At 47.2% G+C, this 26040-nt stretch carries 22 protein-coding genes and 1 pseudogene; 7 read left to right on the forward strand and 16 right to left on the reverse strand.

Features of this window, described 5'->3' with window-relative positions; all coding sequences use genetic code 11:
- Window positions 1-70: 70 nt before the first annotated feature.
- The 3 genes from BACCOPRO_RS08180 to BACCOPRO_RS08190 all read right to left on the reverse strand — a co-directional run bounded on the left by BACCOPRO_RS08180 (window position 71) and on the right by BACCOPRO_RS08190 (window position 4389).
- On the reverse strand, window positions 71-1087 hold the full coding sequence (locus tag BACCOPRO_RS08180) for a FecR family protein (protein WP_008142672.1): 1017 nt from the start codon (window positions 1085-1087) through the stop codon (window positions 71-73).
- Window positions 1088-1128: 41 nt separating this feature from the next.
- The gene (locus BACCOPRO_RS08185; protein ID WP_022278122.1) at window positions 1129-1695 is read right to left on the reverse strand and encodes an RNA polymerase sigma-70 factor; all 567 of its coding nucleotides are present in this window, start codon (window positions 1693-1695) and stop codon (window positions 1129-1131) included.
- Window positions 1696-1923: 228 nt separating this feature from the next.
- On the reverse strand, window positions 1924-4389 hold the full coding sequence (locus tag BACCOPRO_RS08190; protein ID WP_040311387.1) for an AsmA family protein: 2466 nt from the start codon (window positions 4387-4389) through the stop codon (window positions 1924-1926).
- A gap of 290 nt (window positions 4390-4679) precedes the next feature.
- On the opposite strand from BACCOPRO_RS08190, the gene BACCOPRO_RS08195 reads away from it, so the two are divergent.
- The 4 genes from BACCOPRO_RS08195 (at window position 4680) to BACCOPRO_RS08215 (ending at window position 8527) form a co-directional block, all read left to right on the forward strand.
- Window positions 4680-6335 (forward strand): transcriptional regulator, encoded by a 1656-nt coding sequence (locus BACCOPRO_RS08195; RefSeq protein WP_008142679.1) that lies wholly within the window; start codon window positions 4680-4682, stop codon window positions 6333-6335.
- Between the two features lie 190 nt (window positions 6336-6525).
- Complete coding sequence (locus tag BACCOPRO_RS08200; RefSeq protein ID WP_008142681.1) at window positions 6526-7161, forward strand: hypothetical protein; 636 nt, start codon at window positions 6526-6528, stop codon at window positions 7159-7161.
- A gap of 79 nt (window positions 7162-7240) precedes the next feature.
- Window positions 7241-7888 carry a porin family protein gene (locus tag BACCOPRO_RS08205; protein WP_008142683.1) on the forward strand — a complete coding sequence of 216 codons (648 nt, stop codon included), beginning with the start codon at window positions 7241-7243 and terminating at the stop codon, window positions 7886-7888.
- A 462-nt stretch (window positions 7889-8350) separates the two neighbouring features.
- Window positions 8351-8527, forward strand: a complete 177-nt coding sequence (locus tag BACCOPRO_RS08215) for a DUF4250 domain-containing protein (RefSeq protein WP_008142689.1) — start codon at window positions 8351-8353, stop codon at window positions 8525-8527.
- Window positions 8528-8621: 94 nt separating this feature from the next.
- Here the strand turns inward: BACCOPRO_RS08215 and BACCOPRO_RS08220 are convergent, their stop codons facing one another.
- The 3 genes from BACCOPRO_RS08220 to BACCOPRO_RS08230 form a co-directional block, all read right to left on the reverse strand.
- Window positions 8622-9953, reverse strand: a complete 1332-nt coding sequence (locus BACCOPRO_RS08220) for a nucleobase:cation symporter-2 family protein (RefSeq protein WP_008142691.1) — start codon at window positions 9951-9953, stop codon at window positions 8622-8624.
- 18 nt (window positions 9954-9971) lie between these two features.
- On the reverse strand, window positions 9972-10541 hold the full coding sequence (gene xpt, locus BACCOPRO_RS08225; protein ID WP_008142692.1) for a xanthine phosphoribosyltransferase: 570 nt from the start codon (window positions 10539-10541) through the stop codon (window positions 9972-9974).
- Between the two features lie 233 nt (window positions 10542-10774).
- Window positions 10775-11725 (reverse strand): fimbrillin family protein, encoded by a 951-nt coding sequence (locus BACCOPRO_RS08230; RefSeq protein ID WP_008142695.1) that lies wholly within the window; start codon window positions 11723-11725, stop codon window positions 10775-10777.
- A gap of 149 nt (window positions 11726-11874) precedes the next feature.
- Between BACCOPRO_RS08230 and BACCOPRO_RS08235 the strand changes: the two genes are divergently transcribed.
- Window positions 11875-13287 (forward strand): alkaline phosphatase, encoded by a 1413-nt coding sequence (locus tag BACCOPRO_RS08235; protein ID WP_040311336.1) that lies wholly within the window; start codon window positions 11875-11877, stop codon window positions 13285-13287.
- Between the two features lie 3 nt (window positions 13288-13290).
- Here BACCOPRO_RS08235 and BACCOPRO_RS08240 read toward each other — a convergent pair whose 3' ends face one another.
- Together BACCOPRO_RS08240 and BACCOPRO_RS08245 are read right to left on the reverse strand one after the other, a co-directional pair.
- On the reverse strand, window positions 13291-14196 hold the full coding sequence (locus BACCOPRO_RS08240) for a helix-hairpin-helix domain-containing protein (protein ID WP_008142698.1): 906 nt from the start codon (window positions 14194-14196) through the stop codon (window positions 13291-13293).
- 10 nt (window positions 14197-14206) lie between these two features.
- Window positions 14207-15577 carry a sodium-dependent transporter gene (locus BACCOPRO_RS08245; RefSeq protein ID WP_008142699.1) on the reverse strand — a complete coding sequence of 457 codons (1371 nt, stop codon included), beginning with the start codon at window positions 15575-15577 and terminating at the stop codon, window positions 14207-14209.
- Between the two features lie 78 nt (window positions 15578-15655).
- Between BACCOPRO_RS08245 and BACCOPRO_RS08250 the strand changes: the two genes are divergently transcribed.
- Window positions 15656-16063, forward strand: coding sequence for a VanZ family protein (locus BACCOPRO_RS08250; protein ID WP_472448583.1), 408 nt, complete (start codon window positions 15656-15658; stop codon window positions 16061-16063).
- Between the two features lie 318 nt (window positions 16064-16381).
- On the opposite strand, the gene BACCOPRO_RS08255 is transcribed toward BACCOPRO_RS08250, so the two are convergent.
- The 5 genes from BACCOPRO_RS08255 to BACCOPRO_RS08270 form a co-directional block, all read right to left on the reverse strand.
- The gene (locus BACCOPRO_RS08255) at window positions 16382-16885 is read right to left on the reverse strand and encodes an RNA polymerase sigma factor (RefSeq protein WP_008142701.1); all 504 of its coding nucleotides are present in this window, start codon (window positions 16883-16885) and stop codon (window positions 16382-16384) included.
- A 157-nt stretch (window positions 16886-17042) separates the two neighbouring features.
- Window positions 17043-17513, reverse strand: a complete 471-nt coding sequence (locus BACCOPRO_RS08260) for a CYTH domain-containing protein (RefSeq protein WP_008142702.1) — start codon at window positions 17511-17513, stop codon at window positions 17043-17045.
- Between the two features lie 104 nt (window positions 17514-17617).
- On the reverse strand, window positions 17618-17758 hold the full coding sequence (locus BACCOPRO_RS18055) for a hypothetical protein (protein ID WP_022278133.1): 141 nt from the start codon (window positions 17756-17758) through the stop codon (window positions 17618-17620).
- Window positions 17759-17827: 69 nt separating this feature from the next.
- On the reverse strand, window positions 17828-18943 hold the full coding sequence (prfB, locus tag BACCOPRO_RS08265) for a peptide chain release factor 2 (protein WP_008142704.1): 1116 nt from the start codon (window positions 18941-18943) through the stop codon (window positions 17828-17830).
- Between the two features lie 78 nt (window positions 18944-19021).
- Entirely contained in the window at window positions 19022-20827 is a 1806-nt protein-coding gene (locus tag BACCOPRO_RS08270) for an AMP-dependent synthetase/ligase (protein WP_008142705.1), read from the reverse strand.
- A 211-nt stretch (window positions 20828-21038) separates the two neighbouring features.
- Between BACCOPRO_RS08270 and BACCOPRO_RS08275 the strand changes: the two genes are divergently transcribed.
- Window positions 21039-22103 (forward strand): M20 family metallo-hydrolase, encoded by a 1065-nt coding sequence (locus BACCOPRO_RS08275; RefSeq protein WP_008142706.1) that lies wholly within the window; start codon window positions 21039-21041, stop codon window positions 22101-22103.
- Window positions 22104-22186: 83 nt separating this feature from the next.
- On the opposite strand, the gene BACCOPRO_RS08280 is transcribed toward BACCOPRO_RS08275, so the two are convergent.
- The 3 genes and pseudogenes from BACCOPRO_RS08280 to BACCOPRO_RS08290 form a co-directional block, all read right to left on the reverse strand.
- Window positions 22187-23509, reverse strand: coding sequence for a murein hydrolase activator EnvC family protein (locus tag BACCOPRO_RS08280; protein ID WP_008142709.1), 1323 nt, complete (start codon window positions 23507-23509; stop codon window positions 22187-22189).
- The gene (gene lolB1, locus BACCOPRO_RS08285; RefSeq protein WP_008142710.1) at window positions 23506-24342 is read right to left on the reverse strand and encodes a lipoprotein insertase outer membrane protein LolB1; all 837 of its coding nucleotides are present in this window, start codon (window positions 24340-24342) and stop codon (window positions 23506-23508) included. Before lolB1 ends, BACCOPRO_RS08280 begins: the two co-directional genes overlap by 4 nt.
- Window positions 24339-26040, reverse strand: a pseudogene (locus BACCOPRO_RS08290) (tetratricopeptide repeat protein); the annotation flags it as partial. The gene lolB1 and the pseudogene BACCOPRO_RS08290, both read right to left, overlap by 4 nt.

Below are 26040 nucleotides of genomic sequence, written 5' to 3' on the forward strand. Positions count from 1 at the left end.
GCAGGTATGACAACCTGTATTATAGCAACACCCAACCCCATTTAGTTAATAAATATGAAAATATAATATTTTACTCAATATATACATCTTTTCCCACAATCTGATACTCAAAGTAAGGTATCATCATCTTGATAATCTGTAGCACTGTTCCCAAAGATTCATTTTTATTGAAATGAGCTCTCAGTCTTTGCTTATCATACGAAGAATTTTGTATATGGATCTTTACACCATATGTCCGTTCCAGCATACTCATCGCATCTGCAAAGGCGATATCATTAAAACAAAGCTCTCCCTTGCGCCAATCTGAGAAATCAGAAGCGAGCACAGGATGTGTTTCAACCTTACCTGTCCGGGGAGTATATACAAGCTGATTATTCGGATCCAGATAGTAATCTACAGAATCTCCTCTTACATTAATCATAATCCGTCCCGTCTCCAGAGTAGCCTTGATCTGGGAATCTTCCGGATAGGCCGAAACATTAAACTGAGTACCCAGAACATGCAACTGCATAAAACCGGTACTGACCGTAAAGGGATGTTTTTTATCCTTCGCCACATCAAAATGAGCTTCTCCTATTAAGTATACCCAGCGTCCAGACGAAGGAAAAGTAGAGGGATACATCAGCATACTACCTCCATTCAGGCAGATTTCACTTCCATCAGGAAGCGTTACTTCTTCATGGGTTCCTTCAGATGCATAATGTTGAATATAGGAAACTTCAGCCATCTTTATCTGCTCAACTGCAGGAGTAGAGAAATAAAAATAAGCAGAAGCACAGAGCATGATAAAGGGAATAGTCCATACAGCTACAATCTTCCCCCATCCATGCCAGAAACTCTGAGAACTTACAATTGTTTTTTCTTCTTTCTTCCCCTTAAACAGGATATTTTCAACAACAGCCAAATTCTTTTCTATCTCATCATTATTACATTCAGATGCCTCCAGTCCATTCCAGATTTGCCTTAATGCATTATCACGTTCCTGATCCTGTGAAGGATGCAGCATTCTGTCATACACTCTCCTTTTTATATTCCCCGACACATTGTGGTGAAAGAAGAAGTTGACAATTTCTTTGATATAACTCATATTCTAATATTATGTATTCAACAAGATGACAGTTCTCAGAGTCATTTCCACCAATTCATTAACAAAAAATAAGTAACTATAGCTGTCGATATTACATTCTTTAATTCCCTCAATGCCAGATTCAGATGATTCTCAACCGTTTTCTTATGTATTCCCAGTTTCACAGCTATCTCATCATTAGAAAGTCCCCGTACACGACTCAATATATAAACCATCTTACGTTGCGGAGACATCGAATCAACCACCATATCAATCAACAGTTTCAAATCTGATGCCAGTAATTCTTCATAAGGAGTATCTGAATCTAAAATCTCAGGAAATTCATCATGCACTACTGCCCCCACATCCTTTGACTTGATGTAATTGAATATGGTATACTTGGTCAATGTATATAAATACGCATCGAAATTCTTGACACACGAAAAGATTTCGTGCTTATCCCAGATTTTGATAAATACAGTTTGTGCCAAATCATCAGCCTCATCAGCATCTTTCACAAATCCATAAGCAAAAGACCTGACTTTCAGATAATACCGGCGAAACAACCAGCTAAACACCTGCTGATCACCGGATGCCAGAGATTTCAGTATTTCATTTTCGTTTTCCATAATCCGCATTTTACGTAGTATATCTTTCACGACCATGTATCTTGCTCATTAAGGTCGGAGCAAAATTAACAGAAATATCCGATATTTACAACTGCATTCCAGCCCTAAAAAAAAGAGGCATCACCAGGCTGCCAAAGAAAATGTCTCGCGACAGATTTCTGTCAACAGCCCGGAGATGCCTCCAGTATGTTCCGGATACAACCAGCTTCAGGTTACTGGGACCGGATTCTATTTCTTCTTTTTGAACAGATCCAAAGCTTTATTGATCACCGACTTCTTCTTTTCCGAACCCTTAGAATCGTTGCCCAGCTTTTCACCCAGCCCCTTCAGTGCCTGTTCGGCTGCATTCCTGGCAAGGCTTGCCATATCAATACCAACCTTTGGAGAAGTGAAAGTTCCGCCGATCGTCATGTCTACTGTACCCAGTTTGGAAGCAATACCGTCTGCCGGCATCGTAATCTTTCCGGTGTAATCAATCGTCTGGTCAAGGCCGGTTGAGCCGGACAGATTCATATTATAATCTCCAAGCTTCAGGTCAAAGGGCTTGGTTGTCACCCGTCCGTCCTTGATTTCAAAGTCAATATTCAGATCCTTGACCTTGATTTCTTTCAGCGAAGGTTTCTTTACGATATCTGCCACCTGATCAATAAACTTAACTCCACTCAGACTCAGATCTTTCGTTGACAAGGCTCCCTTTCCCTGCACAGCCGACATGACCGGACTCATGGTTGCATCCAGCGGCGTATCAATCTGCAGATTTCCGGAGAAGTTTCCTTTTAGACCTGCAAAGATCGGAGCCAGTTGCTGTACCAGTCCCAAGTCCTGATAGGCCTGTGCAAAACTGATGTTTCTCATGTTAAAGGCTGCATTCAGTTCCGGCTGTTTATTTTGAGGAGCAGCATAAGCACCGTTCATGGTTACGCTTCCGCCCATGGTATTGAACGACAGGTTACGCATATCTACCGTCCCGTTTCTGACAAGCAGAGTTCCTTTGCCGTCTGTAAGCGTCATCTTGTCAAACAGCAATTCACGGAAGGCTGCCTGCATCTGGAAGTCAATATTCTCAGGAACACGGATCACTCCCATGGCAGCCGTATCTGCGGGAACTTCCGCTACCGCAGCAGTCGTATCAGCACTCATAAAATCATTCAGGTTAAGATGATTGCTGCTGACGTTCAGGGTTCCCTTGAGTGTGGAGCCTTTCAAGGCATATCCCAGATAATTTTCAAAGCGGCTGTCGAGTGTCAGATCATTCTTCCCGATATTCACAGTCGTTTCACTCAATTGCAGATAACGCGGAGAGAAAGTAAATACAGACTGCTGAATATCTACCGGAGGCATGTCTTTCAGAACCAGTTTCATCTGATTCAACCGGAGACTTCCCTTGGCCTGCATTTGTTCGAACTGTTCTTTTTCAACCATCGAGAGCCTGCCCCCGAGTTCCAGGTCTGCCTGCACGAGTCCGTTCAGTTGCATGTCGTCCAAAGGATAGACCTCCTTCACCTTACCCAAATCCAGCTTGCCGCGGGCGGTCAGATGGAAATCCGGATCGCTGACCGGCGTTTTCACCGTTGCATTCAGACTGAAAGGATTGCCTGCCAGTACAAAATCAAAAGGAGCTACGGATATTTCAGTAGCATCCAACGGGCCTCCCGCATTGCGGACCAGAGCAGAAATATTGATCTTTTCCACCCCGGCGGGTAAAGAAGGATAACGGAACATCGCGTCTTTCACGTCAAGATTCACCTCAAACTGAGGAACCTTGGTATTTCCTTCCATGCTTCCCCTGGCAAAAGCGTTTAAAGTCACCTTTCCGTCTGTCTTCAGGTCTTGAAAGTCTTTGGCGTAAATGGCCGGAATCAGTGAAAGAAGTTCCTTGAATCCCACTTCATTGGTGTTCAGTCGAAGATCCATATCCATCCCTTGCTTCGTTTGTGCCAGCCAGCCGTCCAGATTGAGCTGAATAGCATTCAGCCGCAACATGTTTTCCCGCAAGGTAAACTTACCTCCGGCCAGATCAGCATCCACATCCATATCGGCTTCCAGCGACACCTTATTTAATAGAGGAATTCCACCAGTCCGACAAGTCAGCGACGGAGTTTCCATCTTCAGATCAACAACCGTCCGGTCGCTGCCGAAGTCACCGGAGCAGTCTGCTTCCAGACGGCTAAGATCGGCAAATACTCCTCCCTGCCGATCGTCATAAACTACCGACAGATTATCCACTGAGAGTTTCTGTAGCTTGATTCGGAACGTCTCTTGTGCAGTTTCGTCTTCCGGAGTTTCCGCATCCGGCGATGGTTTCATGACATCCCAGTTGGGACGTCCGTCTTCCAGCACAATTGCATGCACGCGGGTATCCTTCACAATGATCCGGGAGATATCGTATCCGCCGTCACCGAAAAACGAAAAAAGATTGACTGCCGCCGTCAGTTCGCCAGCCTGAATCAGCGTATCGTTCTCAAAAGGTCCGGTTCCTTTCAACCAGAAATCCTCCAGTGAAACCGAGGCTGAAGGAAAGTTGCGGAGCAGACTGATGTTCAGTGTACGGAAATCAAACTGAGCATTCAGCATCTTGTTTCCTTCTTCCTTTACCAGCTTTGCCAGTTTACCCTGAAAAGCAAAAGGAAGAATCAGGAGCAACAGCAGGATCACACCAAGGGTGATTCCGGCAATTTTCAAGGTCTTCTTCACAGTCCTGTTCATAAGCTATCGTTTTAATATCAGACTTGTCACTACAAAGGCTCCGGCACACATTCGTGTCTAGCAAATATACGGAATTATTTGAAATAAAGGAACATTCACGCGAAGAAAGAAGAGGATAAAAGTCAGTAAAACACCAGCCGGAGGTTGTTTCTGACAAAAAAGATTGTATCTTTGCGAAACAGCCGGCTTCGTCAGGATACAGGCTTATTGACAACAGCCTGCCGCCCGGGTACCGGCAACAAGCTAAACACATTTCTTAACGACCCAAAAATAAGCCCATGATACGGACAAGAAAGCCCTTCGCTCTCCTGCATACCGGACTGATCCTCCTGCTTTTTGCATTGTATGCCTGCGGAAAGACTTATCAGGATGACACTGCATTCAATGATAAAATCACCTTGTTGGAAAATCATCCCGAAGCAATCCTTGCCCAACCGGATTCAACCGACTTTTCACGCATCACGACAGAAAAGGAGGCTACTGCCTTTCTGCTCCGTTCACTGGCCCGTCATTATACTTCACGTGACTTCTATCCTGAGAAAGAAAAGCTGCAGGAATGCATCCGGATCTTCCGTTCCCGGAACAAGGTACAACAGGAACTGGAAGCTCTTTTCCTCCTGGCTGAAACCTGCAAGAAGGAAAACAATACGGCCGAAGAGATAGCCGCCATCGAACAGGGAATGAAGCTGGCAGAGCTGGCTGACGATCCGGTCTGGAAATTCCATCTCTACAATTACCTGAGCGACATGTATCTCCGTAAATACGACATGCTGAAGTTTATCAAAAACCAGGCACTGGCCAATCAAAGCATCAAGGAAATGAATACGGACGAACTGGACCCGTTTACCCTGACGCTGCTGGGAAAAAGCTATCTGTATACAGACCAGCTTGCCAAAGCCGAAACTTTACTGACCCGGCTCAAGACATCGGTCAGCCAGCAACACATCTGTTACACGGATATATGCCGGCTGCTGGGAATTACTTACTTCAAGCAGAAGAGATGGGAAAACGCCGCAACAGAACTGAAAGCAGCACTGGCCTCCGAAAAGGATTCGTCACACTGTTTCACCTGTTCCTCCATGCTGGCCTTCTGTCAGGATCAGCTGGGCAATGAAGAAGAAACCCAATACTACAAAGAACAGGCCCTCCGGTTCGACACGGCACGAAGAGGCGGATATAAGGCGCTTGAATTCTATAAACTATGTATCGATCTGGCCCGCCGCAACGGAAACCGCGAAGAAGAAACCTTCTTCACGCAGAAAATGACAGATCAGTATGAGCGGATGGTCAAGGAACTGAACGAACAGACACTGGACGAAGCCATTGAAGGATATATGCGCATTCAGGACCAAAACGAATACAATGCACATATCCGCACTTATCAGCTGATCCTGGGCTGCATGCTGCTGTTACTGGCATGTATGGTCATCTATTACCTCAACCGCCGCCGGAAACAGATGATGAAATACTTCAATCTCCAGCATCGCATCGAAGCACTGGAGAAACTGGAAAACATACAGGACGAAACCAAAGCGCTGATCCTTCAGGAACTGGAAATAGCCAAGCAGATCGCCATGCTGAAACATACCCAGAAGGAGAAAAGTGAAAAGTTGCTGAAAGAACTCGACAAGCTGAATCTCCTGAAGGGAAACAAGCTCTTGTCTACACGGTGGAACGACTTCTACCACCACATTGATATTTCCTTCAATCACTTTCATGAACGGCTGACCAGGCGTTATCCGGCACTCAACGAAAAGGAAGTGCAGCTCTGTTGCCTGATGAAAGCCGGATTCCGCACGGAAGAAATTGCTGCTGTATGGATGCAGAGTGTCTTTACCGTACATAAATACAAAACCAGTATCCGCAAGAAAACCGAAGCGCCCGAGGCAGCCGACATTCTGGTTTTTCTGGACAAAACACTGGCTGAAAACTGAGGTTTTCCGGGCTTACAAGTCACTTTGGGAGATTTACAAGAATTACATTTGTCACACATCTGATTATCAATCGTTTAATTAGACAGATTACAAGAAAAGAACCGGCCTTACAAATGGTCTTTTCGGGGATTCAACCTATCTTTGCACTCAAACAAACCCCGTTTTTATCTAATTAAACACTTCAACAAACATGATGACAAGATTAATGTCATTCCTGCTTCTGGCCGGCTGCACAAGCCTGGCCAGCCAGGCAGTGAATCCAAAGTCTTCAGACACTCCGGCACTTCAGGTATCAACTTCCCAACTGAAAAATTCACGCTTCCATATAGTACTGGATTATCATTATAATCTGGGATTGTCCCAACGTATCGGCTCACAGACACAGGGAAGAAACGAAACCTACCGGATGGGTGGAAACTCGCTGCATCTGACAGCACTGTACGATTTCACGGAGAAGTTCTCGGCCGGTGCCGGCATCGGAGCCGACCGGTATACAAATACAGATTTCAATACGTTCCCGGTCTATGCCGCCTTCCGCTACCGTCCGCTTTCCCGCATTCCGGCTGCTTATGTTTACACCAATGCAGGATACGGTCTGTTCAAATCTGTCAACATTTACGCCGGATGGGTGGGCGACCTGGGTATCGGCTATCAGTATATGCTCCGCAAGCATTTCGGACTGAATTTCCAACTGGGTTATAATCTGAAAGAGTTTGCAGGAATTGAGTCCTATGCTTACGATCCTTCCACCGGACAGACTACCTTTTTGGGAAAGAAAAGTGCCGTCCGCCATTCGGTTTCCTTTGGCTTCGGTCTAGTGTTCTGATTCTTCCACGCAAAACAAGGTAACAGCAATCAATCGGGAGTAAATACATTTCTTTACTAAAATTCCATTTCAACAAAAAATGAAACATTTTCTCTACATTCTACTTTGTCTGCTTGCCTGCACCCGAAGCGCCTATGCCCAGCAATGGCACTTCGGCGTGGAAGGCGGATACACCCTCAACAGCTTTCATGCCCCGACGCTTCACACTTCCTCCCGAAGCGGATTCAAGGCAGGAGGTGTTGTAAATTACACGTTCAAGAGCAACTTCCTGCTGGAAAGCGGGCTTGCCTTTGAAAGAAAGGGAGGAACCCTGTCCGGCTCATCCATCGCAGGGCAGCGTATCAACCAGGTTGAAGCGAACAACATGGACTATCTGCACCTGCCTTTCCTGATGGGATATGCTTTTCATCTGGGCAAGCAGTTCGCCCTTCTTCCGCAGGCCGGCGGATATCTGAATACGGGCATCGGAGGCAGTGGACTCTGTTCCGGACATGACCCGTACAACCAGCCCTACACAAACGCAATCGAAATATTTTCTTCCCGCAACAATCTATATTACCGCCCTTTCAGCCGAATGGATGCAGGCCTGCTTTTCGCTGCCAGCCTGCAATACCGAAAAATTCGGCTGAAAGTTTCCTATGAACTGGGACTGAGTAAGATTCATTCCACGTATGGAAGTCCGAAAAACAGAACGCTCGGTATATCGGCAGTCTACCTGTTCCGATAACGATACTGAACCGAAACCGGTCAGTCATTGAGCGGTCATCCGGGCTGCAAAGACTGGAGAATATGTCAGTTTCAACCGGTCAAAACTTTTGTTCCAGTAGGAGGAAATAAAAGTTCCACCAGCATGAAACAAAAGTTCCAGTAGCATGAAACTCCAGTTTCACCGGCATGAAACTATTTTTTCCACTTGATGAAACTGTTGTTTTCTCTTGACGAAACAGTTGTTTCGTCAGGTAAAAACTCCCGCAAAGTACAGACGTTTTTTTCCGGACCGGCAGAAGTTTCACTCCGGACGGACTGATACCTTTCCGGCAAAGCATGGAAGCTCCTTTCTCCGCGGGAAAAGATTTCTTCGCAGCAAAAGTGTATTCCGGTTAAAATGATGTGAATAAAAGGAAGAGCCGGCACAACGTATGCGAAAAATGCGTACCTTTGCACCCGCTAAAGAAAAAGGAATAAGAACATGGAATTGCCAAAAGACCCGATGATGCTTTTCAGCCTCATCAACATGAAATTACGCGACTTTTATCCGTCGCTCGACGCTCTTTGCAGCGATCTGAATGTAAACAAGGAAGACATTGTCAACCGTCTGAAAGAAGCCGGTTTTGAATACAATCCGGAACAAAACAAGTTCTGGTGATCCGACACTCCCGACGGAGCAAACAAAAACATCCCGGATGAATGCATGGACACATGCGGTTCATCCGGGATGTTTCTTTTATATGCAGTCCGGCTTATTCCTTGATACGAATCAGCAGATTAGCCAGGATAGCGGTCAGTCCGCCTGTCGTGATACCGGAAGAGAAAATATTCTTCACGGTTTCCGGAAGCTGACAGAGAATGTCGGGAACCAGTTCAACGCTCAGTCCGAACGAGAAACTCAAGGCCATCACCAGCGTTGCCTTGCGGTCAATCCGCTGAGAAGCAATGATCCGGATACCGGCAGCAGCCACCGTACCGAACATCAGAAGCGTAGCACCTCCCAATACAGGTTCGGGCATCAGTGAGAACACCAGTCCGACAGCAGGGAAAAGTCCCAGCAGAATCAGGAAACCGGCGATGAAATAACCTACATAGCGGCTGGCCACACCGGTCAGCTGAATCATTCCGTTGTTCTGTGCAAAGATGGAGTTGGGGAAAGAATTGAAGATACCGGCCAGCATCGAATTAAATCCGTCTGCCAGAATACCTCCCGATGCACGTTTCACGAACGTTTCTCCTTCCACCGGTTCACCCGAGATCAGTGAATTGGCAGTGATATCTCCATAGGCCTCGATCGCAGTGATCAGATAAACCAGTGCCAGTGCGATGATGGCTGAAATATCAAAAGAAAGTCCGTAACGGAAAGGAATCGGAATATTGAAACCGCCATAACTCTGTACGGCCGAGAAATCTACCATTCCCATCGCCCAGGCTACAATGTAACCGATAATCAGTCCGATGACAATGGAACTCATGCGGAGATAACGGTTGGAACTACGGTTGAAGAAAATGATCAGCACCAGTACGAGAGCCGCCAGTCCCACATGATGAAGGGCTCCGAAAGTGCCGTCAGCCTGTGCTGCCGCTCCTCCACCGCAGGCCGAAATTCCGACCTTGATCAGACTCATTCCGATCAGTGTCACAACGATACCTGACACCAGCGGAGTAATTACCTTACGGGTGTACTTCAATACACGGCTGATCAACATTTCTACGGACGAAGCCACCATACATGCTCCGAAAATACTGCTCAGACCTCCGGTCAGTCCTGCCGAGATGATCGGTCCGATGAAAGAGAAACTTGTTCCCTGAATACAAAGCAGTCCGCATCCCACGGGTCCTACTCTGCGGCATTGGATAAAGGTTGATACTCCCGAAGCAAAGAGTGCCATCGAAACCAGAAAACCCGTAGTTTCCAGATCAAGTTTCAATGCTCCAGCAATGATCAGCGGCGGAGTAATGATCGCCACAAAGATAGCCAGCAAATGTTGTAAAGCCGCAAAAACCGTATCCTTCAAAGGCGGACGGTCGTTCAATCCATAAATAAGCCCAGCACTCTGGGCAGCAGTCTGTTCTTTTTCCATCAATTATCTTTTTCGTGATTATTCCTTGATTTTGATCTGACAATTTTCCAGACTCTCAATGATGGCCAGTGATTCCACGTGAATGCCTTGTCCGCGCAGGTAATCTCCTCCGTGCTGGAAAGCCTTTTCAATCAGGAATCCCATGCCCACCAGTTCGGCATCAGCCTGCTGAACCAGGTCAATGATTCCCTTGGCTGCATTTCCGTTGGCCAGGAAGTCGTCAATAAACAGCACTTTATCGCCGGGACACAGATAATCGCGGCTCACGCAAACGTCGTACGTGCGGTCTTTTGTAAAAGAGTAAACCGTTGTTGTCAGCATATTTTCCATCGTGCTGGGTTTCTTTTTCTTCGCAAAAACCACCGGTAATTCCAGCAAATAGCCCACCATAATGGCCGGTGCGATACCGCTGGCCTCAATGGTCATCACCTTATTGATTCGGGTACTGGCAAAACGGCGTACGAATTCCACCGCCATCGACTTCATCAGAATGGGATCCATCTGATGATTGATAAAGTTGTCCACTTTCAGGATGCCTCCTTCAAAGCATTTTCCATCGCGCAAGATACGTTCCTTGAGTGCTTTCATTTCCTAAAAAATATTGTTAGAATGTTTATGAGCTTTAAATTCAGCAAAGTTACATGCAAAATTTCAATTTCCAACAACTTGAAATTTGAAAAATGAAATACGGCCTGAAAATAGAAGGTATAACGCACCTATACCTTAATAAATAAGAGAAAACTTACGGCTCCGGATCCCGGAATCCCATCCTGTCCGAACTCTTCCGGGCGGAACAGGATTCCGGAATTATCTGTCAGCCATTATTCAGCCGGCTCTTCAGTGACCACCAGGTCACTCAGATCTTCCTGATTCCAGTCGGCCACTTCATTGCCGGACAGCAGCAGTTCTTCCTTGTTCAGCCGCACTGTATACCGGTAATACTTGCCTGCCTCAAAGTTCTGCCCCATCTGAGTCGTGGAAGCCGTATAGGAATGTCCGTCGCAAACATAGGCTATCGAAAACTTCAGCGGCGAAGCCAGTGTGCCCGGATTAATAACCACCATCGTGGTGTGTCCCTGCTCTTCAACGGCAGTTTCAGGAGTCAGGATCAGGGAACTTCCTTCCGATTCAGCCACCGGAACCAGCGCATCTTCTTCCGCCATTCCGCCAAACTGATAGGTATGACGGCTCACAATATCTTTTCCTTCGAAAGAGATCTGGTTCAGAGTCATGCTTTCATCATTTCCGTTTTTCTGTACCGTCACGGAAATAAGACTGAAAACATGCTTGAAGGCCGCATCTTTCGTAAACGACACCGTACCGTTGTTGTCTGTATAACTGGCACTACACCGGGCAGCCAGAAAGTCATAATCACCGATCAGACTCGCTTCACCGGTCTGTGTCGTAAGGTCGGGCATCGGAATCTGCGTACGGGAGTCACCGTCCACATACGGATAGTAAGCACAGAATTCAAACTTGTCTACCTTATTCTTCCAGACCGGTTTACTGTCAGATGTCCAGAGACTGGTTGAAAGGCTCCATTTCACCGAAGTGTCCTCCTGCGGCATAAAGAGTCCGATTTCATCTCCTTCAGCAAACACCGTTTTACCGTTCTCTTCCAGCAAGGTTCTGGACGAAGCATCCGTACCGGCCACCGAAGCCTGCAAACGTACGTCCAGACTTTCATCCATTTTTCCTGTCAATTCATTCTGCTGACATCCTGCCAACAAGGACATCCATACCGCTGCCCCAAGCAATGTTAAATGTTTCATATACGTGACATATTTTATTAATACATCCTAAAAACGCTGAAACTTTCATTCGTACACCTTTCTTTCGCCCAGATTTCCCGGATAATGGGAAAAGACATTCTATTTCTTTTCCTATTTTTGTGCAGAAAACCATAAACCAAATTGAAATCATGAGAAAAATAACCTTGTTATTGGCCGCCGTTGCTTTCTCCATCATCGGAGCATACGCGCAACAAGCCAAGTACGTCTTCTACTTTATCGGAGACGGAATGGGAGTGAATCAGGTGCAGGGAACAGAGCTGTACCGCGGAGAGCTGGAAGGAAAAATCGGCATTACGCCCATCCTGTTTACCCAGTTCCCTTATGCAACTGTCGCAACAACCTTTTCTGCCACCAACGGAGTGACTGACTCTGCCGCTGCAGGAACAGCCCTTGCCACAGGCAACAAGACAAAAAATGGTGCCATCGGTGTACTGAAGGATCTGGAAACACCGGTGAACAGCATCGCTGTCTGGGCCAAAAATGCAGGCTACCGCGTGGGAGTAGCTACCAGCGTCAGTGTAGACCATGCAACACCTGCAGCCTTTTATGCCCATGCAGGAAGCAGAAGCAGCTACTATAACATTGGAAAAGATCTTTATGAGGCTGGCTTTGACTTCTACGCCGGCTCCGACTTCCTTGACCCGACAGACAAGGGAAAATCAGAAAGTCTGTACGACATGGCCGAAAAGAACGGCTATACCATTGCCCGCGGTTACAAGGACTATATGAAGAAATGCAAGAAAGCTGAAAAGATGATTCTGTTCCAGCCGGAAGCTGCATCTCAGATTGACCGCAGCAGTATTCCTTATGCCATTGACCGCAAGAAAACGGATCTCAGCCTGCAGGACATCACCCGCTCGGCCATCAACTTCCTCACAAAAGATCAGGACAAAGGGTTCTTCCTCATGGTGGAAGGCGGAAAAATCGACTGGGCTTGCCATGCAAACGATGCAGCTACTACTTTCCACGAAGTGATGGACATGGATGAAGCTGTCAAAGTGGCTTATGAGTTCTATTCCCAGCATCCGGACGAAACACTGATCGTCATTACGGCTGACCACGAAACAGGTGGTTTCGTTCTGGGTACAGGTCCGTACAAACTGAACCTCCAGGTACTGAAGAACCAGAAAGTAAGTGAAAGCGGATTCACAGCCATCGTCAACAAACTGCGTCAGAAGACCAAGAATCAGGTATCCTGGGAAGCCATTCGACAGGCACTGAAAGAAAACTTCGGCTTCTGGGATCAGGTACAGTTGAACGACAAACAGGAAGCCCGTCTGAAAGCGGTGTATGAAAAGAGTTTCAAGGGTGAAGGCGTACAGCTTGAAAAGAGCGAATATACACAGGACGAACCGATTGCCGGAGAAGCCAAACGCATTCTGGATGAAATTGCACTGATCGGATGGACCAGCGGAGACCATTCAGCCGGCTACGTTCCGGTATTTGCCATCGGTGCAGGTGCAGAACTCTTCCAGGGACGCATTGACAATACGGAAATTCCGGAAAAAATTGCGAAAGCAGCCGGATTCAACCACGAATAATCTTTACTCGAAAGAGAGATAAGGCGCCAGACGCTTCAGGTCTTTCTCACTGAATTCCTTCCATAGGGACAGTTGGGAAAGACCTTTTATTTTGCCATATTTGCGGCGGTATTCCAGAATGGCCTTTGCCTTGTAGAAATCCATATAAGGATGCGAGCGCAGGCGGTCAAGCCCGTAACGGTTCACCAGTAAGCGGCGAACGCCCGTAGTGTCCAGCCGGAACCACTTGTTGACCGAAGCTTCCAGATGGGGAATTTCCTGCAACTGGTCCACCGAAACGAACCCTCCCAGCCGCTGACGATAGGCCACAATCATGCGTGCCAGTCCGCGTCCGATACCGGGAATACGCTTCAGCTGCACCGTATCTGCATGGTTCAGTTCGACGACGGTTCCTTCAGCATACTTCATTTCCAGAGAATCCACCGGAGCCGTTTTCCAGGGAAGGGTATCGCGGTGTTGAAAGTCCGGACCGATGGTGATATAAGGTTCCAGCGTCTGATACAGACTGTCTGTCATGCCATAGATGCGTTTCAAGGATTCCGGAGTACGGAAAACTCCGCCTTTTGAACGGTAACGGATCAGATTACGGACCATAAAGGAAGGGAAACCGACACGGCACAACAAGGCGGAATCGGCCACATTCGGATCAAACGGCTGAAGCACGATCTCTGCCCGTTCTTTCTTCGGGCGCCGGTAGGCAGCTGTTCTCCGGCTTCGTGACAGCTCCTGCTTCCGGACTTCAGTCAGGAAGGAATCCACCGCAACCTCCTGCGTAGTTTCGGGCGGCAGACCGGCCGTTTCCTGCCAGCGTAACGTCAGGCACACGGCAAGAAACAAAACCGTCACTCCCAACAGGCACAGAATTGCTCTTCGTTCGGAACGGGTATAATAAAAGAAATCCTTCCACATGGCATTCGGCTTAACCCAGCAGGCCCAGCTCGTTCATGAAGATCAGGACAATGCCGACGGGCGCAATGAAACGGAGAATAAAGATATACAGCGGATAATAAGCGGAACGGAGTGCCCCGTAGTTGGTCACTTCACCCCGGACAATGCTGCGGTCGAGTACCCATCCCACAAAGATCGCGGCAAATACTCCTGCTACGGGCAACATGATCTTCGCCGTAAGGAAATCCAGTGCATCAAAGAAATTCATTCCTCCGATCGTATAGCTGCTCCATTCACCCAGTGCCAGGGACGAAGCTACGCCGATAAGCAGACAGCCGCATGTGATGATACATGCCGCACGGCCGCGGGTAAAATGAAACTTCTCGTGCAGGAAAGCCGTGGAAACTTCATGCAGGGAGATCGTGGAAGTCAGGGCAGCCAGTGCCAGCAGAATATAGAAAGCAACCGAACAGATCCAGGCCAATACCGGAACACCGCCGAATGCCTGCTGGAATACGTTAGGCAGCGTGATGAATACCAGGGAAGGACCTGCATCGGGCTGAATGCCGACCGCAAACGCCGCGGGGAACATGATCAGTCCGGCCAGAATGGCAACGAAGGTATCAATCAGCCCTACACTCATCGCTGTCCGGCCCAGACGGGTGTCTTTTCCAAAGTAAGATGCGTAGGTAGACAAACATCCCATTCCCAGACTTAATGAGAAGAATGCCTGCCCCATTGCTCCCAGAAAGACATCGGGAGTCACCTTGCTGAAATCAGGTTTCAACAGGAATTCCACACCCTTCTCGGCTCCCGGCAATGTTACCGAGCAAATGGCAAGCAATACAACGAGTATGAACAGAATAGGCATCATCACTTTCGAAGAGCGTTCGATACCTTTCTCCACCCCTTTCACGATGATGAAATGAGTCAGCAGCATAAAGATGAAGAGCCACAGCAAAGGACGCAAGGGATCCTGTGAGAACTCCTGGAACATGGTAATAAATTCCGTGGAACTCTTTCCGGCGAAACCTCCGGTCGCTGCCTGCCAGACATACTCAAGTGTCCATCCGGCAACCACCGAGTAATAACCCAGAATAAGAAATCCGGTGAGTACGCCCAAATAGCCGACCCACTTCCATTTCGTTCCGGGTGCCAGTGCCTGATAGGCTCCACCGGTACTTGCCTTGGAACGACGGCCGATAGTAAACTCAGCAATCATGATAGGAAGCCCGAAAATAAACACGCATCCCAGGTAAATCAGGATAAAAGCTGCACCGCCATGGTTTCCCGTTTCAAAAGGGAAACGCCAGATGTTACCCAATCCTACTGCTGAACCTGCCGCCGCCAGAATGGCTCCGATCTTACTTCCAAACCCAACCCGTTCGTGATTATGTTGCATAAAAAAACGTCTTTAAATTATAAATAGCATTTTAACAGGTCGCAAAAGTACAAAAAATATCGTATTTTTGCAGAAAAAATTAAGAATTTGAATATGAAACATTACATTTGGAATTATCCACTTTCCCTGCTGACAGTCATAATTATCTGTTATCTTTCCTTTTTCACTCCGCCCAAAACCGATATGGAAGAGCTTCCTTATATCGATAAAATAGTCCACATCTGCATGTATGGCGGGTTGTCAACCCTCTTGTGGGTGGAATATCTTTTCCGCCATCGCTCCATCAACTGGAAGCATCTGGGCACAGGAGCCATCATCTGTCCGGCTCTGATGAGCGGATGTATCGAGATCCTTCAGGCCAACTGTACCGAAACACGCAGCGGCGACTGGATGGATTTTGCCGCCAATTGTACCGGTGTCCTGCTGGCCACTCTCCTGGCATATTATGTCTGGCGTCCGCTGATCTGGAAACACCTGCACCGCTAATCCATCGGAGACTCGCCGGAAGGCCTTCAGCCAAAAGTTCTCCAAAGTCCTTCAGCCATCCGGTCAGTCCATAATGGAAAGAGATTTCGTCCCGTCTTGCCAAAGCTTCAAGGAGCTTAAAAAAACGCCGAAACGTTTTCATCAAAAGCCCGAAGTCTTTTCCTTTAAACGCCGAAACGTTTTTTAAAAGCCCGGGACCTTTTGTGCACTGTTTCGAAAAGAACTGTTTTGTCAGGAAAAAATACTACCATGCCGAAGTCATCCTTTGACAAGGAAGACTCCAACATGGCAATCCATTGCTAACCTAATATAAATAAACTAACGGAAATCTTTCAGTTCTTCCTGCAAACGCTGGCGAGTGAAATAAATCCGACTCTTTACTGTACCCAGAGGCAATCCAAGCTTATCGGCAATCTCCCGATACTTGAATCCCGAAACATACATGGCAAACGGAATGCGGTAGTCCTTCGGCAAAGCGTTTACGACACGGCGCATTTCCTTTAAATCGTAAGCACCTTCCATGGAATCAGCTTCCAGTCCCGCACCCTGATTCAGATAAAACTGGTTGTCGGTCTGGTCTACATAAGTCTGATCACGCAAAGACTTCCGATAATTATTGATAAATATATTCCGCATGATCGTATATACCCAACCTTTGAAGTTGGTATCCGGCATATACTTTTCTTCATTATCCAATACTTTGAGCGATGTTTCCTGCAACAAGTCATTTGCCTCTTCATGATCTGCAGTCAATTTATAAGCGAAGAGCAAAAGTTCATTCTGAAGATTCACCAAGTTTTGAGCAAAGTTCATTGTTTTCATTTTTGTCGTTCTGATAATAATATCTGCTTTAATTCGATTGCAATATTAACGACAAATCCCACAAGCATTGGGGTAAAAACGAACAAAACACCGTAGAGAATCTATCAAAAAAACGGATTTTACCCCCTGTTCTGATAGTTCACAGGGGGTATTTTTATTATTTCCAGCGGGAATAAGGCTCTTTCATCAGAAAAGAATTATAGTATTTCACCTGTCCCGTCACTTCTTCACCCAGAAAAGAAGGAGTTTCGAAAGGCTCTGAAACATCCCGAAGTTCCACTTCTGCCACAACCAGTCCTTCATTCTCTCCATGAAACTCATCCACTTCGAAGACGTGATTGCCGCAAGGAACCAGGTAACGGACCTTATCAATCATACCGGGTTCACACAAACGGAACAGCTCTTCCGCTTCATTCAACGGAAGTTCACGCTCCCATTCATAACGGCTCAGTCCGGCTTCGTCCGAAGGTCCCTTGATGGTGAGAAAACCTTTTTCGTCGCGGATGCGGACTCTCACCGTACGTCCTCTCGCACTGCAAATATATCCCTGCCTGATCCGGCTGCTACTTTCCGCCTGCGTCCGGTAAGACGAGTCGGTAACCAAAAACTTACGTTCTATTTCCTGCATCGTTTTATCCTTTCATCCAATCTGCAAAAACAAGCGTTAGGAACTGAAAAACCTTTCGGCGGAACCATTGTCCACCCGTTTCTCAATTCCCAACGCCCTGCGTGCTATGCCAGAACATAGCCTGCAAAAATCAGCAGTGCCAGTAGGATCAGGCCTATACATATCCCTTTGAACAGGCGGTTGGCCTTCTCCTCTTCGCGCTTGCTATAACGTTGTCTTTTGCTGTTTTTATTATTCTTTCCCATAGTATGAACTTTTAGATTACCCTCTAAAAGTACAACTTTTTTATCAGAAAGCAAATATTCAGCCGGAAATTAAATTTCCGAATCCGAAAATTCCATCAGATAGGCCTTGATGAAACCGTCGATCTTTCCGTCCATGACTCCATTGACATCTGAAGTCTGGTAGTTGGTACGATGATCTTTTACGCGGCGGTCGTCGAATACATAGCTTCGGATCTGTGATCCCCACTCGATCTTCTTCTTTCCGGCTTCCACCTTAGCCTGCTCTTCCATGCGGTGCTGAAGTTCCTTGTCGTAAAGGATAGAACGCAACTGACGCATCGCATTTTCCTTATTTTTCGGCTGGTCACGTGTTTCAGTGTTTTCAATCAGGATTTCTTCTTCCTCACCGGTATAAGGATCCTTATACTGATAACGCAGACGAACACCGGATTCCACCTTGTTTACGTTCTGTCCACCGGCACCACCGCTTCGGAAAGTATCCCATGACAGACGAGCCGGTTCTACCGTTACTTCGATTGAATCGTCAACCAGCGGAGTTACAAACACGGAAGCAAAGGAAGTCATTCGTTTACCCTGTGCATTGTAAGGAGACACACGCACCAGTCGATGCACACCGTTTTCGCCTTTCAGATAGCCATAGGCATAGCTTCCTTCAATGTTCATTGTAACGGTTTTGATGCCGGCTTCATCGCCTTCCTGGAGGTTGGCCACCGACAATTTATATCCATTGCTTTCTGCCCATCGCATATACATACGCATCAGCATGGAAGCCCAGTCCTGACTTTCTGTACCACCCGCACCTGAATTGATCTTGAGAACGCAGTCCATCTGGTCAGCTTCAGAACGCAGCATATTCTTCAATTCCAGCTCCTCAATGGCCTGCATCGCTTTGTTATAGGCATCATCGACCTCTGCTTCCGTCACCAGTTCGTCCTTGTAGAAATCAAAAGACAGTTCCAGTTCGTCCGCCAAAGTTTTTACTTCGTTGTAACCTTCAATCCAGTTCTGCAGGGTCTTTACTTTTTTCATCTGAGCTTCCGCCTTCTTGGCGTCATCCCAGAATCCGGGAGCCTGTGTACGGAGCTGTTCTTCCTCCACCTGTACCTTCTTGTTGTCAATGTCCAGGTAACGGTGAAGCGCTTCCGTACGCTCTTTTACATCTTTCAATTGTTCTATTGTAATCATGTTGACACTTGTTTCTAGCTTTGAAAGTGCAAAAATAATATATTTCAGCGAATTATCGAAACCTTGCCGGCACAGGCATCATTCTTCGTACATCTTTTCGATCTCAGCGGCATAATTTTTCAGCAATACAGGCCGTTTGATCTTCAATGTATTCGTCAGTTCTCCACGCTCCATGCTGAAAGGTTCAGGCAGCAAAGTAAAGCGCTTGATCTGTTCATAATGGGCAAATTCCTGCTGGAGAGTTTCGATGCGCATGCGGAACAGTTCCTGTATTTCCGTTTTCTGCAACAGGTCTTTCATATCCGTATAGGCAATATGATGATCCTTCGCATAGTTTTCAACCTGTTGATACTCGGGGACAATCAAGGCAGAAACAAACTTTCTCTGATCTGCAATGATGGAAATCTGATCGATATAGCGGTCCACTACCATCTTCGTTTCAATGGCTTGCGGAGCAATATACTTGCCGTTCGACGTTTTGAACAGGTCCTTGATTCGCTCTGTCAGATAAAGGAAACCATCTTTCATATATCCGGCATCACCTGTATGGAACCATCCGTCTTCAGTCAAGGCATTACGGGTGATCGCTTCTTTTTTATAATATCCTTTCGTTATCGTCTCGCCACGCAACAGAATCTCATTGTCCTCACCAAACTTCAGTTCCAGTCCAGGCATCAGACGACCCACGGAACCGATACGGTAGTCACCAATCCATCCGCATGATACGGTGGCTGTTGTTTCTGTCAGTCCATATCCGGCAACCATATTAATTCCGACCGAATGTACAAACTCTTCCACCTTTTCGGGAATCGCAGCTCCTGCTGTCGGGAAAAAGTTTCCGTTCTCAATACCGATCGTTTTCTTCAACAGACTGTAAATGGTCTTGTCGTAAAACTTATATTTGGCGCGCAACATTGCCGGCGGAGTCTTACCGTTCATCAGATAATCAATGTTATGAGCCTTGCCGACCTTCAGCGCATCCAGCATCAGCATTTTCTTCAGCCCTGTTGTCTCATTGATCTTTTCCAGCACACCCGCATATACTTTCTCCCAAAAGCGAGGTACACTGCACATCGCCGTAGGACGTACTTCCTTGATGGTTTTCTGAATATCCTGAGGACGCAGGTTAATGCATAATACACATCCCCGGTCCAGACAATAGTATGACCAGGCCCGTTCAAAGATATGGGTAAAGGGAAGGAAGTTCATCACGACATCCTGTTCACCCAATGTTGTCAAGCGTCCGTGATGAGCCTTGAATGCTGCTTCGTAACAAGAATGATGCAACATAACCCCCTTTGACTCACCGGTTGTACCCGATGTATAAAGGATATTGGCCAGATCCTGAGGAGATGATTCAGCCGTCAGCTTATCTACCTGCTGCTGTAACTCCATATTATCCCCCAAAGCCAGGAAATCTTCATAATACAATGAATTTGTATCGCCCGGTGCCAGTTTCACGGAAGAATCAAAAACGATGATCCGTTTCAACGTATGACACAGGTTCTGCACCCGTGAAGCGACATCATACTGATACTGTTCGCCTACGAACAGAAAACGGATGGCAGCATCCTGCAATATATAATGAACTTGTGCTTCGGAACTGGTTGCATACAATGGAACGGTTACCGCACGAACACCGAAAGCTCCGAAATCCGTATACAGACATTCAGGCTTGTTCTGTGAGAACACACCAATATTCTCCTGAGCCTGCACACCTAAAGCTACAAGTGCTCTGGATACTTTGCTTACTTTCTCGGAGAACTGGTTCCAGCTGACAGGGATCCACGTAGAAGTCGCATAATCCCGGTATTTCAACGCAACTCTCTCGCCGTATTTTTGAGCTTGACGCTGTATCAAAAGCGACAAATAAGAAGTATTCATTGACTGTTTATTTAAATATACTTTTGCAAAGATATTGTTTTATTTGGAATTAATCATCATATCAGGACATTAATCTGTCCAACCCATCAGCCAGTTAGAAGATATGAGACTTAACCCTAATTGCATATACAACTGATTTAAATGAACCGGAGAAGATGAATTTTCAAGTAAAAAAGTTATCTTTGCATGGCTAAAAAAACAGGATACTTATATGGTAGACATCAGTTATTATACATCAGAAGCGCTTACATTACTTCACTCTCTGATCGGCATTCCTTCTATAAGCCGTGAAGAAGAGGCCGCCGCTGACTTTCTGCAAAATTACATTGAAGAAAACGGTATCATGACAGGACGTTCCGGAAACAACATCTGGTGCATCAGTCCCATGTTCGACATCAACAAGCCCACCATTCTGCTTAATTCGCATATCGACACGGTGAAACCGGTAAACGGCTGGCGCAAACATCCGTTCACTTCGAAAACTGAAAACGGAAAGATTTACGGATTAGGCAGTAACGATGCCGGTGGAAGCGTGGTTTCCCTGCTTCAAGTGTACCGTCATCTGAGCAGTACGGAACAAAGTTACAATCTGATTTTCCTTGCCTCATGCGAAGAAGAGGTATCCGGAAAGAACGGAATCGAAAGCGTCCTGCCGCAGCTTCCTCCCATTACCTTAGGTATTGTAGGCGAACCGACAGAGATGCATCCGGCTATCGCAGAAAAAGGACTGATGGTTATTGACGTTACCGCCCACGGCCGGTCGGGACATGCGGCACGGAACGAAGGAGACAATGCCATCTATAAAATCCTTCCGGATGTAGAATGGTTCCGGACTTACCGCTTCCCCAAAGAATCAACCTTGCTGGGTCCTGTCAAAATGAGCGTCACTCAAATCAATGCAGGCACACAGCACAACGTGATTCCTGACACCTGCAGTATTGTGGTCGATATCCGGAGCAATGAATGCTATTCCAACCAGGAACTGTTTGACGAAATCTGCAAACATATTCAAAGCGAAGCTAAAGCACGTTCATTCCGACTGAATTCTTCCAGCATCGATATCAATCACCCGTTCGTACAGCGGGCCATCCAGTTAGGCAAGACTCCCTACGGATCACCGACATTATCCGATCAGGCACTGATGCCTTTCCCGTCTGTCAAGATCGGTCCGGGAAAATCTTCCCGCTCACACACCGCAGACGAATACATCCTGATCAGTGAGATAGAAGAAGCAATCGGTACTTATATCCAGATTCTGGACGGGCTGACCATTTAAGAAAATCCTTAAGATGACATAAACCACACGGGGCGGTAAAAAGCATTCCACTTTTCACCGCCCCGCATTGTTTATATACAGTCTCACAAGCGAATCCACTGTTCGGGATTCAGTTTTACAGTTTCCTTACGCAACTGAAAATGCAAAACAGCATTGCCTGATTTATCGGTGCTTACCTCGCCGATTATATCACGGGTCCGCACCAGAGATCCTTTCTTAACACGGACAGAAGACAAATTGCAGTAAACGGAAATATAACTTCCATGACGAACCAGAACGTTAGTCAGGCCATTATACTGGAATACGGCAGAAACTTCTCCGTCGAAAACGGCCCTTGCATAAGCTCCGGGCTTTCCTTTTATATCCATGCCCTTATTATCCAGCCGGACATTCTTCATTACCTGATACTGACCGTAATGTCCTACCACTACATAAGGACCTGTAATAGGAACAGGAAGTGCGCCCTTGTTCCGTTCGAAGGAACCCGACAAACGTCTTTCGTCCAAGTCCACCTTATATATATCCATCTGTTCGGCCTTTTCCTTTCCGGTTGAAGCAGCGGTCGTTTCGCCTGCTTTCTCTCCGGTTTCAGCTTTCTTACGGGCAGCATCGGCTGCAGCTTTCCGGCGTGCTTCCTCTGCCTTCCGCTTCTTTTCCGCCTCAGCACGCTTACGGGCTGCTTCAATCTCCTGCTCGATCAGACGATCAATCTGGGCATTCAGCTTGTCTGCCGAACGACGTTTCCGGTTAATCTCAGCCTGAATGCTGCGCTGTTTCTTCTGAAGTGCCGTCAACAGCGTTTTCTTTTCGCCTTCCTGCTTCTCCAGTTTCAGCTTTTCTTCTTCTCCCTGCTTCAGCAAGTCTTCCTTCGCCTGGCGGCTGGCCACTAATGTAACCTTCTTGTCGATTACTTGCTTCTGCTTGCGTTGAAGCTGCAATCCCTGCAAACGCTGGTAATCGGCGTATTCTCTCACGTAACGCAGGCGGCGATACATCTGGCTCAGGTTATCAGCAGAAAAGATGAACATCAGCTTTTCCTGCACCGACTTGTTGCGATACATATACTTCACTGACTCTTCGTATTTCTTCTGTTTGTCTTTCAGGTCTGCCTGCAGGCGCTTCAGTTCTACGCCCAGCCGATCCACCTCCAGCTGAATTGCCTGCACATCATGCTCAATCATCGCAATGTATTTCTTGCGTTCATCGATCTGTCCGGTCAGCAAAGCCAGGTTGTCCAGCTGGCTCTTCACGTCTTTCTCCGTAGACTGAAGCAGCGTTTCAGACTCGGAAATCTGCTGACGCAATTCCTTGCGCTGCTGTTCCAGTTCGCGGATCTTCCGGGTGGTCTGCGCTCCAAGGCCCGACACACACAGGCAAAACACTAAGATTATCCAGCACCTTTTCATACACCTTTCAGCATTTTCAACAGTTCCACCAGTTCTACCTTGCGGTACCTGGAAGAGACTTTGGTACGTCCTTCCCAATGATCATCGACCGACAGACGCGAAAATTTCATCTCCAGCGAAAGGTCACTCCGAACTCCTCCGACCGTCAGCAGCATGTGCTGCGGGAAAGGTTTCCGGTCGAGTACACCAAAATCATCATAGTTCCAGTCCAGCACATAATCCGTTCCACGCAGTCCGATCTCGGTCTTCTCCAGCAAGCCCTGATCGGCGCTCGTATGGAATGTATAATCAAATTCTTTGCCGGAACGCACCTGCAACCGTACTCCTGCTTCGTCCTGTACGATCCGGAAACGCTTCACGTCGTCTGCATCCAGGACGTTCTTTCCCGGGAGGAAAAGCTCGTTAAGAAACAACGACTGCAACACACCGAAACTCAGTTCCATATTGGCCAGACCGCTCAACATGGCATAGGAAACCTCCACATACCGCTTGTTCATCCGGTCGATCAGCAGCAATCCCTCCGGAGTAATCTCCATACGTGCCACTTCGATGCCCAGCAGAGGAGCGACGGAAAACTGAATCACTTCCCCCTTGCGGATGCGTACCGTAGCGTTCACCTTGGCCTTTCCCTTGTCTCCCATATCCAGATTCAAGGCAACCTTTCCGGTGACACTCTTCCATTCCGGGGCAGCAGCAATGACCTTCTCCACATAAGCTTCACCAGTCAGACCGCCCACCATCGGCGAACGTTCCAGGGAACGCCGGGAAGCACAGGAAGCCATCAGCAAGATGGCCGCCACGACAGTCAGATAAGATAAGACACGATGTTTCATTCCGCAATGTATTTTTTCAATGCAATTTTCTTCTTCAGTCTGCGTAATTCCGCTTCAGTCCGGGGAGTCGACCCGTCCTCCGGTGTACTCTTCATAGCATCTGCCTGTTTCCAATAAGACAGTGCCTTCTCCTTGTCACCCAGCATAAAATATATGTCTCCGCAATGCTCCACAATGACCTGGCTGCTGTCGCCGCCACATTTCATGGCCTGCTCGATATACAGACGGGCTTCCGTATATTTCTCCTTTTCGAACAAGATCCAGGCATACGTATCCAGATAAGTTGCATTCTCAGGCTCAGCCTTCACCGTGCGGTAGCTCATCTCTTCAGCCTTGTCAAGCTGACGGCGTTCCACGGACAGGAAGTATGCATAATTGTTCAAGGTTCCGATATTGTCAGGATTGTAGACCAGCGATGAATCATAAGCTGCATAAGCCTCCGCCTTCATATCCTTGGAATGATAGATATCTCCCAGAATCGCATAGAAGTCGGACACGATATTCTTGTCGCTCTTTTCATTCACCTGCTTCACTCCTTTCTGGAAAACTTCCAGCGCCTTGTCTGTCTCATCCTTCTGATAATGGGCCAGTCCCAGGTAATAATAGAACTCCATCGCATCGGGATTATACTGTAAAGCCGGAGTCGCCACCTTGACCACTTCATCCAGATCATTGTCACGGATGGCATAAGCCAGCAGCTGCAGACGGGCCGGTTTGTTCTCCGGATCCAGGGATAGCACCTGATGCAAAACGGGAACCGATTCCTTCTCCATCCGCTTTGTAATCAGATACTGGGCACAAAGCATGGCCAGATCGGCATTCTGTTGCGGACGCTTCAATATATTCTGGAACAGAGAGACGATTTGCGCGCTGTCACGGTTGGTATGCTCCGACTGTACGATCAACTGACGCATGATCTCCATCTTCGTATCTGATTCCACATTGTCATTCAGGAGAATCGTATCCAGCTGCACATGATACATGCTGTCCTGCCCCATCTTCTGGTAGTAAGAAGCCATCGAAAGCAGGGCCGGCGCGTATCCCGGATCATCTTTCAAAATGCGCTGATAGACATTATATGCTTCCGTTGACTTTCCGTTGTCCAGGTAAAGATCTCCCAGGATCGTCTGATAACGCAGGTCATACGGGTATTCTTTCGAAAGACTCTCGATTTCCAGGAAAGCCTTCTCGCTGTCGTTCATCAACAGATAAATACGGAATTTCATCATACTGATCTGTTCCGACTTGCCATCGAGTTCTTCCAGACGGTTCAGCACCCGAATTTGTGCTTCATAATCCTTGGTCTGTCCGTACAGATCGACCAGCGACATCAGCGGCTCCAGCCGGGAAGGATACTGACGCGTCATGTCTTCATATACGGTAATCGCCTTTTCCCATTCACGCTTGCGCTCATAATAGGAAGCCAGCGTCTGCTTGTACCAGAAATTAGACTCATCAGCTTTCACTGCCTGTTTCAGTGCCTCCTCGCTCTTTTCCTCTTGTCCGAGGAAGAGATAAAACTGCGCTATTTCATAACGGGCCGCTGCCGACTGAGGATAAATGTCCAGACAATGCTTGTAAAGTTCAAAGGCCGCATCATAATCGCCCTTATGCTTCATCCGGAGTGCCTCCAGAAAATATAATCATACTTCCGGCGCTGTTCATAAGTCAGCGGATCCTTCTCACTGACCGCAGCAG

Origin of the sequence: Phocaeicola coprophilus DSM 18228 = JCM 13818, from assembly GCF_000157915.1 — a bacterium.
GTDB classification, from domain to species: domain Bacteria; phylum Bacteroidota; class Bacteroidia; order Bacteroidales; family Bacteroidaceae; genus Phocaeicola; species Phocaeicola coprophilus.